The 12,962-nt window shown below is 69.1% G+C and carries 13 protein-coding genes; 4 read left to right on the top strand and 9 right to left on the bottom strand.

The features are described 5' to 3' along the window. Positions 1–135: 135 nt before the first annotated feature. Positions 136–1,320 carry an acyl-CoA dehydrogenase family protein gene (locus ACFWX1_RS46660; RefSeq protein ID WP_378396379.1) on the bottom strand — a complete coding sequence of 395 codons (1,185 nt, stop codon included), beginning with the start codon at positions 1,318–1,320 and terminating at the stop codon, positions 136–138. A 555-nt stretch (positions 1,321–1,875) separates the two neighbouring features. Here ACFWX1_RS46660 and ACFWX1_RS46655 point away from each other — a divergent pair. Continuing rightward, positions 1,876–3,081, top strand: coding sequence for an aminotransferase class I/II-fold pyridoxal phosphate-dependent enzyme (locus tag ACFWX1_RS46655; protein WP_378396378.1), 1,206 nt, complete (start codon positions 1,876–1,878; stop codon positions 3,079–3,081). Here ACFWX1_RS46655 and ACFWX1_RS46650 read toward each other — a convergent pair. The 8 genes from ACFWX1_RS46650 to ACFWX1_RS46615 are packed head-to-tail and all read right to left on the bottom strand — an operon-like array spanning position 3,003 to position 10,474. Beyond that, a complete protein-coding gene (locus tag ACFWX1_RS46650; RefSeq protein WP_378396377.1) occupies positions 3,003–4,277 on the bottom strand; it encodes an APC family permease in 1,275 nt (424 codons plus the stop codon). The two genes, ACFWX1_RS46655 and ACFWX1_RS46650, sit on opposite strands and share 79 nt — an antisense overlap. Continuing rightward, a complete protein-coding gene (locus ACFWX1_RS46645; protein ID WP_378396376.1) occupies positions 4,277–5,374 on the bottom strand; it encodes a pyridoxal-phosphate-dependent aminotransferase family protein in 1,098 nt (365 codons plus the stop codon). Before ACFWX1_RS46645 ends, ACFWX1_RS46650 begins: the two co-directional genes overlap by 1 nt. 27 nt (positions 5,375–5,401) lie before the next feature. Next, entirely contained in the window at positions 5,402–6,859 is a 1,458-nt protein-coding gene (locus tag ACFWX1_RS46640) for a pyridoxal phosphate-dependent decarboxylase family protein (RefSeq protein WP_378396375.1), read from the bottom strand. Beyond that, entirely contained in the window at positions 6,852–7,694 is an 843-nt protein-coding gene (locus ACFWX1_RS46635) for an SDR family NAD(P)-dependent oxidoreductase (RefSeq protein WP_378396374.1), read from the bottom strand. Before ACFWX1_RS46635 ends, ACFWX1_RS46640 begins: the two co-directional genes overlap by 8 nt. After that, on the bottom strand, positions 7,694–8,026 hold the full coding sequence (locus ACFWX1_RS46630; RefSeq protein WP_378331620.1) for a hypothetical protein: 333 nt from the start codon (positions 8,024–8,026) through the stop codon (positions 7,694–7,696). Before ACFWX1_RS46630 ends, ACFWX1_RS46635 begins: the two co-directional genes overlap by 1 nt. A 6-nt stretch (positions 8,027–8,032) precedes the next feature. Continuing rightward, positions 8,033–8,551, bottom strand: a complete 519-nt coding sequence (locus ACFWX1_RS46625; protein ID WP_378396373.1) for a hypothetical protein — start codon at positions 8,549–8,551, stop codon at positions 8,033–8,035. Continuing rightward, positions 8,548–8,880, bottom strand: a complete 333-nt coding sequence (locus ACFWX1_RS46620; RefSeq protein ID WP_378396372.1) for a hypothetical protein — start codon at positions 8,878–8,880, stop codon at positions 8,548–8,550. Before ACFWX1_RS46620 ends, ACFWX1_RS46625 begins: the two co-directional genes overlap by 4 nt. Further along, complete coding sequence (locus tag ACFWX1_RS46615; RefSeq protein WP_378396371.1) at positions 8,870–10,474, bottom strand: phytoene desaturase family protein; 1,605 nt, start codon at positions 10,472–10,474, stop codon at positions 8,870–8,872. The genes ACFWX1_RS46620 and ACFWX1_RS46615 overlap by 11 nt, the downstream gene beginning before the upstream one ends. Before the next feature lie 131 nt (positions 10,475–10,605). Here ACFWX1_RS46615 and ACFWX1_RS46610 point away from each other — a divergent pair, with 131 nt between their 5' ends. The 3 genes from ACFWX1_RS46610 (at position 10,606) to ACFWX1_RS46600 (ending at position 12,880) form a co-directional block, all read left to right on the top strand. Continuing rightward, positions 10,606–11,829, top strand: coding sequence for an aminotransferase class V-fold PLP-dependent enzyme (locus tag ACFWX1_RS46610; protein WP_378396370.1), 1,224 nt, complete (start codon positions 10,606–10,608; stop codon positions 11,827–11,829). 106 nt (positions 11,830–11,935) lie between these two features. Beyond that, positions 11,936–12,397: an SgcJ/EcaC family oxidoreductase gene (locus ACFWX1_RS46605; protein ID WP_378331615.1), complete on the top strand. Its 462-nt coding sequence runs from the start codon at positions 11,936–11,938 to the stop codon at positions 12,395–12,397. Positions 12,398–12,424: 27 nt separating this feature from the next. Then, complete coding sequence (locus ACFWX1_RS46600; RefSeq protein ID WP_378396369.1) at positions 12,425–12,880, top strand: SgcJ/EcaC family oxidoreductase; 456 nt, start codon at positions 12,425–12,427, stop codon at positions 12,878–12,880. Positions 12,881–12,962: the final 82 nt, after the last annotated feature.

Genomic DNA, 12,962 nt, shown 5'->3' with positions numbered 1-12,962 from the left:
CCGGCGTTGAGCGCCGGTAAGGAGGCCTTCACGGCCCAACAATCCACAAAGGATAGTCCGTGGGGCCTCCCCGGGCCCCTCACGGTGAAAGGCCCCCTCCAACCTCGGGTCGGAGGGGGCCTTCGCGGTAAGGGCTCAGAGGTAGTGGGTGTTCGGGCCGAGGCCGCAGAGGATGCGGCCGTAGAGCTCGAAGTTGGTGTTGGGGTGCATGATCGCGTGCAGGTTCAGGGTGCGGATGTCGCGTTCGATGCGCTGGATCGGCACGGAGTCGTAGATCGACGAACCGCCGCTGGCCGTGGCCAGGATGTCGACGGCTTCCTTGGCACGCTGGCAGGTGGCGCCGAGGTCCAGCCGGACGCGCGCGCGTTCCTCCAGCGTCCACTCCTCGCCGGACGCGGCCTTGGCGTCCACCAGGTCCGCGGCGCGGAGCGCGTGGAACTCGGTCTCGTCGACCTTCGCCGTGGCCTCCGCGACCTGGAGGTGGGTCAGCGGCGCCTCGGACTGCCGGGTGTAGTCGGTGTAGGTGATCTTGCGCTCCGGCAGCCGCTCGAAGAACGCTTCCTTGGCCGCCTTCGCCAGGCCCAGCACGGTCGCGCTGACGGTGGCGCACGCGGTGGGCAGCAGCGGCGCGCGGAAGATCGGCGAGCCGGCGTTCTTGACCGACGCGTACTGCTGGCGCAGCACCGGACCCATCTTCAGCACCCGCTCGGCGGGGACGAACACGTCCCGCGCGACGGTGCTCACGCTGCCGGAACCGCGCAGGCCCGAGGTGTACCAGTCGTCGACGATTTCCAGTTCCTTCAACGGAATCGCCGTCATGATCGGCTGGGGGCCGTCGGCGTCGGGGTCGAGCAGCAGCGCCGAGTTCGTGTTCCAGTGGCTTTGCTGGGCGCCCGAGTTGAACGTCCATTTGCCGTTGACGAGGTAGCCGCCCTTCGTCGGCGTCGCCGTCACCGTGGGGCTGAGAATGCCGCAGACGCGCACGTCCGGGGTCGAGAAGATCTCGTCCTGCACCTCGTCGGGGAACAGGCAGGCGATCCAGGTGCTGATCGTCCAGACACCCGCGGTCCACGACGTCGAGCCGTCGCCGCGTCCGAGCTCGGTGACGGCCTCGGACAGCGTCCGGAGCCCGACCTCGTGCCCGCCGTACCGCTTCGGGATACGCATCCGGAAGAAGCCGGCGTCGGTCAGTGCTTCGAGCGTCTCGGGATGCAGCCGGCGATTCTCCTCCGTCCAAGCCGCGTTCGCCTTCAGCAACGGCACCAGGTTCGAGGCACGGCTGACGAATTCCTGCTCCGACGTTGTTTCGGTGGGACTCACAATGTACTCCTCGGACCGGTGGTCAAGGTCTCCCCGAGGATCTCAGCGAACCACCCCCGCGGGCCCCTCTTCCCTTGCGGACTACGGTGACTCGCGCACCGGTGGCCGGCTGCGACAAGGGCGTCCCTGAGTGCGTTGGGTGCACCGGGGGCGTCCCTCGGATACCACCCGGCCCGGGGCGGTTGCCGCCGCGGCCACACCCTGGCGTCCCGAACGCGCCGTTGGCGACGATGACCGTCTCGAACGCGTCGTTCGCGACACCGGCCTGGCGTCACTCGGCATCACGACGCCGTCGCGAACGCTCCGTTGGCGACAGTGAACGTCCCGAACGGAGCGTTCACGACAGGCAAGGCCGCCACCCGCGCGAAACCGCAGCCGTCGCGACATACCCCACAACACCCATTCCCAGACCCGCCGACCGCGCTTAAGGGCCCTCCACAGCGCTCAGCGCTCTCAAGGCCCCTTCATGGGACATAATCCACAAAGGACAGACCTGCCGAAGACCGAGCACGGGAGGAGACGCGGGGTTTCCGGACGGCGGCTGAGACTGTCGCCATGCCTACACTTCCCGAGTTCCGGCTGGAGTCCTATTTCTCCCGGTGGGAGTTCGTCGCGAAGTACCACCTCACCGCGTCGGACGCGCAGACGGTGTCGAAGGCGGAGTTGCTCGCCATGGCGAGCCCCGAGGACCGCGAGCGCTGGGAAGGCATGGACCTGAGCTACAGCGAAACCTACGGTCTGCCCGCCCTCCGCGCGGCGATCGCGGACACGTACGAGAACCTCGAGGCCGAGGACGTCCTCTGTTTCGCAGGCGCGGAGGAAGCCCTCAACCTCGCCATGCACGTCCTGCTCGACGCGGACGACCACGCCATCGTCGTCACCCCGAACTACCAGGCCGCCGAGACCATTCCGCTGTCGATCTGCGAGGTCACCGGCATCGCGCTAGACCCGTCGGACGGCTGGAGTCTCGACGTCGACGCGCTGGAACGGGCCATCCGCCCGAACACCAAGGTCATCTCGGTCAACTTCCCCAACAATCCCACCGGCACGATCCCCGGCCGGCGGACCTGGGAGCGGCTGGTGCGCCTCGCCGAGGACCACGGGATCCGGCTGTTCAGCGACGAGGTCTACCGCGGCGTCGAGCTCGACGCGGAGACCACGCTGCCGCAGGCCGCCGACCTGTCGGCCGGCGCGCTGTCCCTCAACGTGCTGTCCAAGGCCTACGGGCTCGGCGGCCTGCGGATCGGCTGGATCGCCTGCCGTGACCGGACGCTGCTGCGGCGTCTCGAACGCGCGAAGCACTACGCGTCCATCTGCAACTCGACGGTCAGCGAGGTGCTGGCGCTGATCGCGCTGCACTGCCGCGAGTCGCTGCTGGACCGCAACCGCCGGATCATCGCCGCGAACGTGCCCAGGTTCGACGCCTTCTTCGCCGCCTTTCCCGACTTGTTCGAGTGGCAGCCCCCCAAGGGCGGCTGTGTCACCTTCCCGCGCTATCTCGGCGCGGACGGGGTCGAAGCGATGTGCGCCGACCTCGTCGCCGAGGCTGGAGTCCTGCTGCTGCCCGCCAGCCTGTACGTCTCGGAGCTGACGCCAGTACCCACCGACCGCTTCCGCGTCGGGGTCGGTCGCAAGGACCCGCAGGAAGCGCTCGAGGTGTGGGCGAGCTGGATCGAGCGGCGTCAGCAGCAACAGGCCCGGCCCGCGGCCTGCTTCCGCGCCGCCATCAGCAGCGCCAGCACCGTCAACACCGCCGCGTAGATCAGGCTGGTACCGAAGAACGGCAGCATCGCCGCCGCGACGATGCCGACGCCGATGTTGCCCGCCCGCGCGCCGCGCCCGGTCAACAGCCGGTGCGCGGCCACGAAGGTGACCAGGAAGATCAGCAGGAAGGCCGCGGAGGTCGCGGTGATGAGCCGCTCCTCGGTGCTGCCGGTCACCGCGAGCAGGCCGACCGGCACGCCATACCCGGCGATCAGCGAAAGCAACGCGACGTAGGGCACGTTCCGCCGCGCGGAAACCTTCGTCAAAGCAGCCGGAAGCAGACCGTTCCTGGCCGACGAGTAGATCATCCGCGAGGTGCCGAGCACCCACGCGTTCGTCGCGAGCAACAGCAACACCACCGCGACGATGCCGCCCACCCGCGCCAGCGTTTCCCCGCTCACGATCCGCAGCAATGTCGTGAACGCCGTGATCTGACTGCCTTCGGCGGCTCCCGGCGGCACCACCAGCACGATCGTCGCGGCCATCGTCAGATACAGGAACCCGATCACGAACACCGCCAGCGCGATGGCCTTCCGGAACGTCCGGCGGGGATCCACCACCTCTTCGGCGACGGGCGCGGCGTTCTCCCAGCCGATGAACCCGAAGAAGCACACGATCAGCGCCGCGCCGATGCTGGACCATCCGTGCGGCGCGAACGGCGTCAGGTGGGCCGGATCCGCGCTCGGCATGGCGATGGTCATCACCACGACCAGGAAGGTGACGAGCGCGACCAGCACGGCGCCCTGCACGAAGCTGCTCGTCTTGACCCCGAACAGGTTGAACAGGACCGAGCCGACCATGATCGCGAAGCCGAGCGCGACCACCTTGAGGGCACTGGGATCGGGATCCCACATGTTCAGCAGATAGCGGGACGCGGCGAGGCCCAGCACGGGATTCGCGATGAGCAGGGACAGCACCAGGAACGACCCGACCCAGCGGCCGGCGCGCGCCCCGAGGCCGGAGCTGACGAAGCAGGCGATACCGCTGGCGCTCGGATACTGGGCGGACAACCGCGCGAAGGTGAGCGCGAGCGGGTACGAGTAGAGGATCAGCAGCGCCCACGCGAGCAGCGACAGCGGCCCGGCCTCGGCCGCCGCGTGGCCGGGCAGGATGAGGATGCCGACGCCGACCACCGAGGTCACGTAGTGGATGACGAGCCCGGAAACCCCCATCGACCGTTGCAGCGTGACCATCACAGAATCCTCTCGATCTCCTTGAGCAGGGTTTCGGTCAGCCGCCGGTTCGCGGCGGTGCCGACCAGTCCGATCCGGAACGTCTCGCCCGCGAACGGCTCGAGGCCGCCCGCGATCATCACTCCCGCGTCCAGCAGCCGGTCGCACAGCTCGTCCGCGCGCGGATGGCGGGCGACGACCACCAGGTTCGCCGCGTGCTCGTCGTCGGCGACCACGCCGAAACCCAGGCGCCGCAAGCCATCGCGGCATTCCGCGCGCAACGCGGCGCGCTCGGCGACCCAGTTTTCCCTGCCTGCCGCGTGAATCCGCCGGACGCTGCTCGCCAGTACGTGCACCAGGCTGGTCGGCATGGTGACCGGGGTGGGCTCCCAGTCGTCCTCGGCCGCCGCGTGCTCCCATCGCGCGAGGTCGAGATACCAGGTGGGCGGGCGCACCGAGCGGGCGTCGATCCGCTGCTTTCCCGGCTCGGTGAGTGCTACCACGGCCAGGCCGGGTGCGCCGCCGAGTCCCTTCTGGGACGCGGAAACGAGCGCGTCGACGCCCATCGCGCGCATGTCGATGTGCTCCCCGCCGGCGGCCGCGATGGCGTCGACGAGCAACACCGCGCCGGACGCGTGGGCCAGCCGCGCCAGCTCCTCGATCGGATGCCGCACCGCGGTCGCGGTCTCCACGTGGGTGACCACCAGGCCGTCGCAGCCGCCGAGGTCCACCCGCGCCGGGTCGACGGGCTGCCCCGGTTCACAAGGCACGACACGCACGTCGAGCCCGTGCGCCCGCGCGATCGCGACGAGCCTGCTGCCGAAGTAGCCGGAGTCCACCACGGCCACCCGCTGGCCAGGCTCGAACAGGTTGAAGAACGCGGCGTCCAGCCCGGCCGAGCCGGATCCCGGCAGCAGGTACGTGCGGTCCGCGCCCAGCAGCAGCGCGAGATCCTCGTGCACCGTGGCGAAATCGGCCGTCCACTCAGGACCGTAGTGTGGCTGGATCTGCCTGCCCAGCACCGCCAGTTCGCGGGGCGGCAGCCGGCACGGGCCGGGGATCATCAGGTGCCTGATCCCGCCGTGGCCGCCGTCGACCGCCGCCAGCGCGTTGCTCATCTGCTACTCCCTGCTCCTCCAGCGATGTCAAGCCGCCCGCGGCAAGGAAAACCGCCGTGCGGCGATCTCCCGTAGTGCGCGCCACAGCCGTTCGACGTCGGCGCGAGTGGTGTGGATATTGCCGATCGACACCCGGATCACGTATCCGTCGTCGAGCACCGTGTGGGATACGAAGGCTTCGCCGGAGGCGTTGAGTTCCTCGACGATCTCGGCGTTCAGCCGGTCGCGGGCCTCCCGGCCGGCATCGGGCTCGAACCGCAGGCACACCAACGGGTAAATAGAATCCACCGGGCAGTGCCACAACGGTTCGGCGGTGACGGCTTCGCGGAGCCAGTTCGCCAGTTCGACGCTGTGCTCCAGCCGCCGGGCCAGGCCCGCCCTGCCGAACGTCCTGATCACCCACCACAGTTTCAGCGCGCGGAAACTGCGTCCCAGCTGGGGTGTCAGGTTCATGTAGTCGACGGTGTGCTCGTCCTGCGCCGACGTGAGGTATTCGGCGACAAGGCGGAACGTGTCCGCGAGCGCGCCGCGACGACGGCAGTGCAGTGCCGTCGCCTCCATCGGGATGTAAAGGCATTTGTGCGGATTGACCACCAGGGAATCCGCGCGGCTCACGTCCTCGACATGATCGGCCAGGGACGGTGCCAGCCGCCAGAATCCGCCGAACGCGGCGTCCACGTGCAGCCAGACGCCGGTGCGCTCGCAGACGCCGGCGATCGCCGGGATCGGATCGGCCGCCCCGACCGAGGTGGTGCCCGCCGTGGCGACGACCGCCACCGGCTTGAAGCCCGCGGCCAGGTCGTCGCGGATCGCGGCTTCCAGCGCCTCCGGCCGCATCCGGTACCGCTCGTCGGTGGGCACCTTGACCAGGTTCGCCAGGCCGAAGCCCAGGGTGATCGCGGCCTTGTCGACCGAGCTGTGCGCCTGATCGGAGGTGTAGAGCCGCAGCACCGGGAGATCGCGCCCGGCCAGGCCTTCCACCCGCACACTCGGCCCGAGCGCGGCGTCGCGCGCGGCCGCGAGCGCGTACAGCGTGGCCAGCGACGCCCCGTTGACGAGCACCGCGTCCGCTTCCGCCGGGTAGCCTGCCATTTCCGCGACCCAGCCGAGCACGACCCGTTCGAGCGCGGAGGCCGCGGGGCCGCTCTTCCACAGCATCGCGTTGACGTTCAGCGCCGCGGTCATCGTCTCCGCGAGAATCCCGGGAAAGCTGGCGCTGTTGGAGAAATAGCCGTGGAACGAGGGATGGTTCCAGTGCACCAGATAGGGCACGACCAGCTCGCGCGTGTCGGCGAGCACCCGCTCGAAGTCCACGCCGTGCTCGGGCAGCTCGGCCCGCAGCGAGGCCGACAGGTCGCCGGTGTCCCGCGGGACGGTCACCGGGACCTGCCGGATCGACTCGAAATGCTCCCGGAGCACCGCGAGCAGGTGCCTGCCGTGCTCTTCGAACACCGCGGGCGCCCAGTCGCCGGGTTCCTCAGGCATGAGTGGCCTCACCGGAATTCTGCGCGGGCACCTCGGCGAAGAGTTCGGTCACGTCCTCGTCGTGGTCCCTCGGACGGTCACCCCAGTCCCAGCCGCCGGACACCGAAAGCGTGGCACCGGAGATGTACCCGGCGCGGTCGGAGACCAGGAACGCCACCGCGTCGGCGATGTCGTCCGAGGTGCCGAGTCTTCCGGCGGGAACCCGCTTCGCCATCCACCCCGCCTGTTCCGGTGGCAGATGGCCGTTGTCGATCAGGCCGGGCGCCACGCAGTTCACCGTGATGCCGTGCCTGGCCTCCTCGCTCGCCAGCGACCGGGTGAACACCGCGATCCCGGTCTTCGCGACCGTGTACGCCGCGAGGTTCGGCGCGCCCCTGACGTCCAGCGCGGGGGCGAGCCCGACGGTGACGACCCTGCCGAAACCCCGCGCACGCATGCCGGGCAGCGCCGCCTTGGTCGCGTAGAACGCCGAGTTCAGGTTGCTGTCGATGATGAACTTCCAGCGCTTCGCCGAGGTCTCCGCCACCGCGCCGAGCACGAACTCGCCGACATTGTTGACCAGTATCGAGACTTCCGCGCCGAACGCCTCGGCGGTCTGGCGCACGGCGCGCTCGGCCTGGTCCGGATCGCACAGGTCGGCCCGGACCATCACCGCGCGGGCGCCCGAGGCCCGGAGCCGGTCCACGAGCGCCTGCGCGCTCGCGGAGTCGCTCCGGTAGTTCACCGCGACCATCGCGCCTTCCTCGGCGAGACGCTCGCACAACGCGCTGCCGATCCCGCGCGCGCCGCCGGTGACGAGCGCGACCTGGTCCGTGCCGGGCAGCCGGGTCAGCATCAGTGGTCGTGATCGTCGTCGTGATCGTGCTCGTGCGGCACCTCGGTGAGATAGCTGACCTCCCGCGGCGCGGCACAGTAGGTGGCCTCGAATTCGTCGATCAGCGGCGCCTCGCCGCCGACGAGCTCCTCGGCCTCCTCACGGCTGCGCCACGGGTACATCACCCACACCTTGGTGGGCTGGTGCTCGTGCTGGTAGAAGGTGGCGTGACCAAGGAAGGCCGGGTGCTCGTGCGCGCGCGGGCCGACCAGGTCGTCCATCTTCTGCATCAGCTCGGGCACGCGGTCGGCGTAGTCTTCCTTCAGTTCCCAGGTTTCCAGAACGTGGATCATGACTTTCTACTCCTTGTCGGTGGCGGACTGCTGGGACTGCCAGTACTCGGAGAGCAGGGATCCGCCCTCGGGCACGAACTTTTCGCAGACGAAGATGTGGTGACGCCGGTTGCGCGACTGCGCGGACCAGAGCCGGGCCGCCGCGCTCCGCACGTCACCGGGCACGCGCCCGGCCCGGTCCGCGGCCTTGAACCCACGCCGCAGTGTGGTGAGCCTGCCGAGCATCTGCTCGTGTTCGGCGTTCAGCACACCGGAGAATCCCGGCCCCATGAACGGCGGCGCCATCGACGGGCGGATCACCCGCTCGTAGAGATCCTGGCTGAAGTCCGAGGCGTAGCGCATCGTCGAGGTTGCGGCGTCATAGAGGATCGTGAGCTTGTCGATGGCCGTTTCGAGCTCGGGCCAGCGAGACCGCTCCAGGGCGTGACCGGCTTCCACCAGCAGCCCGTTCATCGCGGTCAGATGCAGGTGGAAAAGCTGGTGTCCCAGCTTCCAGCGGAGCACGGCCTGCCCGGTGTCGTTCACGCCGCCGCCTCCTCGATTCCGGCGGGCGCCAGCCATTCCGCCAGGGTGCTGTGCAGCACGACCACGCAGCCCGCCAGTATCGCTGCCTTGTCCTCATCGGACAGTGAGGTGTGCTCGAGGTCGGCGAGCACATCGCGCTGGACGTCCAAACAGGACTGCGTCCAGGCCGCCAGGTCCGGGCGTCCGCGCGCGATCCGGAAGTAGCCGTCGTAGTGTTCCCGGCCGGGGACCTCGGCGAGGGCGACGGGGATCTTCCCGTCGGCCGGCAGCGCGATCGACCTGATCAGCCCGAGGTCGGCGGCGTATTCGTCCTCGTCATCATCGTCCATTGCGCCGCTCCATGAAGTACCTGCGCACGGTCTCGCTCGCGTTCCGGCCCGGGATCCCGAACACGCCACCGCCCGGCCGGGTGCCCGAAGCACACAGGAAGAACCCGGCCACCGGCGTGTGATAGTCGGCGTACCCGGCCACCGGTCGTCCGGCGAACAGGTCCAGCGGAGACATCGCGCCGTGGTAGAGGTTTCCGCCGGGCAGCCCGATTTCGCGTTCGATGTCCCAGGGGGTGAACAGTTTCCGGTGCGTCACCGCCTCGGTGAGCCCCGGCAGGTACGGCTCGATGTAGGCCAGCAGGCTGTCCAAATAGGACTCCCGGATCTCGTCCCAGGTCGTGCCCGCCGGCTGGTACGGCAGGTACTGCAGGTACATGCTCATGATGTGCTTGCCGGGCGGGGCGAGATCGGGGTCGAGGATGCTCGGGACCGAGCACTCGACGTGCGGCTGGGCAGGCGGGATCCCCGCCCGCGCTTCGGCGTGCGCCCGGTCGAGGTGATCCATGTCCGGCAGGATCTGCAGCGTTCCCCGGAAGTGCTCGCCGAATCCGTCGAAGCCGCGTACCTCGGGAAGATGGTCGAGCGCGAGGTGGACCTTGCCCGCGACGCCGACATGCGGGCGGCCGGCCAGCGCGGCGCGATAGCTCGCGGGCACGACATCGGAATCGACCATCTTCTCGAAGGTGGTCGAGGGGTCCGCCGCCGAAACCACGGCCCGTGCGGCGATATGGGTGCCGTCCTCGAGTTCGACGCCGCGGCAGGCGACGGCGCGGGGGCAGTGGCCGAGCAGGATCCGCTTGACCCCCCGCCCGGTGAAGATGTCCACCCCGAACTCTTCACACGCCGCGGACAGCGCCCGCGTGATGCTCCCCATCCCGCATTTCACCTGGCCCCACGACGGGCGCGCGTCCTCGGTCGTGCCCATCTGGTGGTAGAGCATCAGGTAGGCGGTGCCCGGCATGGAGGGCCCGCCGTCGACGCCGACGGTGCCGTCCGTGGCCAGCGTGACCTTGAGGGGTTCGGACTCGAACCACTCGTCGAGTACCTCGCGCGCGCTGCCGAAGAGCGTGCCCACCAGCAGGCGGAGGTCCTTGTCGTCGAGTCCGGCCGCGGTCTGCAGAGTAGCCTTCAGCGCCGGGATGTCCTCGAACAGCGGCCGCCTGGACCCCCCGGCCACATACGGCTCGGCGAAGCGGGCGATCCGGCGCATCGCGGCACCGTATTCGAAATACGCGTCCGCGTCGTGCTGGGAGAACTTGCCGATTTCCGCGCGCATTTTCGCGGGATCGGAACTGAAGGTGAGATAACGCCCGTCCGGCAGGAGCGCGGTGACCGACGGATCGCGCTCGAGGACTCTCAGCCCGTGCTTGGCGAGTTTGAGGTCCTCGATGATCTCCTTGCGGAACAAGGTGGTCACCAGGCTGGCGGTGCTGAACCGGTGCCCGGGGAAGACCTCTTCGGTGATGCAGGCGCCACCCACGAAGTCGCGCCGTTCGACCACCGCGACGCGGTAGCCCGCTTGTCCCAGATAAGCCGCGCAGACCAGACCGTTGTGCCCGGCCCCGACCACGACCACGTCATATGTGTCACTCACGGATTCCATTGTCGGCGCGCACGCCGCCACACAGCGTCTCCCATACTGCTCGGCACTGAGCACTACCGGAGTTGCCCCGGTTCCCTCGTGCCGACATGCTCGGATGGGGGAACTTCACCAGGAGGTCGGCCGTGTCCATTACCCCGTTGGACCCCGTGTTGCCCGCGGTGGTGGGCGCGGATGTCCGGGTGCCGCTGGCGGACGGCACTCAGGTGCCGTACGCGAACTTCGACTACGCGGCGAGCGCGCCGTGCCTGCGCGCGGTCAAGGAAACGCTCGACGCGGCATTGCCGTTGTATGCCAGTGTGCATCGGGGCGCCGGACAGCTATCCCAGCTGACCACGCGTGCCTACGAGGACGTCAGGCGGACGGTGCGCCGGTTCGCGGGTGCCCGGCCGGGCGATTCGGTGATCTTCACCCGCAACACCACCGATTCGATGAACCTGCTCGCCTCCTGCGTCCCCTTGACCACCACCGTCGTGGTCTTCGAATCCGAGCACCACGCCAACCTGCTTCCCTGGCTGCACCGGCATTTCGTGGTGCGCCTGCCCATGCCCGCCTCGCCGTCCGAAGCCGTCGCCGCGGCGGCCGGCGCACTCTCCCCCGGCGGGCTGCTCGTGGTCACCGCCGCCTCTAACGTGACCGGCGAGCTGTGGCCCGTCCACGAGCTGGCGGCGGCCGCCCACGCCCGTGGCGCGCGCATCGCGGTCGACGCCGCGCAGCTCGCCCCGCACCGGCCGCTGGACATGTCCGATGTGGACTATCTGGCCTTCTCCGGGCACAAGCTCTACGCGCCGTTCGGGGCCGGTGTGCTGATCGGGCGCGGCGACTGGCTCCGCGACGCGGATCCCTATCTGCGCGGCGGTGGTGCCAGCAAGCTGGTCGGCCCGGACACCGTCGTGTGGGCGTCCGCCGCCGAAGAACGTCATGAAGCCGGAAGCCCGAACGTCCTCGGCGCGCTCGCGATCGCGGCCGCCTGCTCGGCGCTGAGCGATGCGGGCTGGCCCGCCCTCGTGGCAGGCGAAGAACGCCTCCTCGGGTATTTGCGTTCCGGTCTTTCCTCGGTGCCCGGTCTGCGCGAACTTTCGTTGTGGGGTCCCGATTCGGCGCGGGTGGGCATCGTGTCGTTCGCCGTCGAAGGCTGGGACGCGCGGCTGCTCGCCCAAACGTTGTCGGACAACTACGGCATCGGCGTGCGCGACGGCAAGATGTGTGCCCACAACCTGGTTCGCCACCTGGCCGGCGGCGACGACTCGATCGTCCGGGCCAGCATCGGCCTCGGCACCACCCGCGCGCACATCGACCGTCTCGTCACCGCGCTCGCCGAACTGGCCACGGCCCGCGCCGCCGCCTGAATCCGGGCCGACGGTCGCAAGGAATAGGAAGCGTTTCCTTACCACGCGCGGACAATGAACCTGGGAACGACCACGGGTATGCGATTGCTTCGATGAGGAGACTTCTATGTCGGTCAGTGCCGAGGACAGGTTGACGGCCTACTACGGTCAGTTCACTTCCGAGCGGGAGAAGGAAGTACTGAGCGTCCCGCTCCGCTTGGTCGGGGCATGGGCGGAGAACAGCGCTGATGGCGTTGCCGAGGTGTTCACCGAGGACGGGATCCTGATCCTGCCGGGTGACGTGTACAAGGTCGGCCGCGAAGAGATCAGGGCGTTCATGAAGGCCGCCTACGCCGGTCCGTTCAAGGGCAGCGGCGTGACGGGCCAGCCGGTTGACCTGCGGTTCGCTTCGGACACGGTCGCGTTGATCCGCACCCACGGCGGGATCCTCGCGCCGGGTGAGACCGAGATCGACCCGGAGCTCGCCGTGCGCTCGACCTGGGTCTGTGTGAAGCAGGACGACGGCCAGTGGTACCTGGCCGGCTACCAGAACAGCCCGCGCGGCGCGGGCGCCACCCTGCGCTGGTAACCCCCTGAACCCCTGAGGAGAAACATCATGCCAGGCAAGGCATCCGAACTGGTCGCGGGCGCGAAGAAGTGGGCGGCCAACTACGGCGACTTCCCCAACGGCGAAGAGGGCGCGGTGCTGACCGTGCCGCTGCGCATCCGCGGTGCGTGGGAGCGCAACGACGCCGAACTGTTCGCCGAGGTCTTCGCCGACAACGGCAGCATGCTCGTCGGTGACAAACAGCTCAAGAGCCGCGAAGAAGTCCTCGAATACATGAAAGAGGCCTTCGCGGGCGATTACGCGGGCGCGCGGCTCGAGGAAACCCCGGTCGTCATCCGCAAACTGTCGGACACCGTGGCTTTCGCGGTCACCAAGGGCGGCGTCGTGCTGAAGGGGGAAACGGGAGTCGCCCCGGAACGCGAAGTCCGCGCTACGTGGGTGATCGTCAAGGAGGACGGCGACTGGAAGCTGCTGTCCCACCAGACCAGCCCCATCACGGGCTGAGCCTTCTTCCGGCGCAGGCCCCGGGGCCGGGCCGGGTAGGTCCGTGGGGGCCTCCTTGAGGGATCCTGGGTCCCTCAAGGAG

Source organism: Amycolatopsis sp. NPDC059021 (assembly GCF_042739895.1).
GTDB lineage: Bacteria > Actinomycetota > Actinomycetes > Mycobacteriales > Pseudonocardiaceae > Amycolatopsis.
The sequence above is the reverse complement of the archived record's forward strand: the minus strand, read 5'-3'. Positions and strand labels throughout refer to the sequence as shown.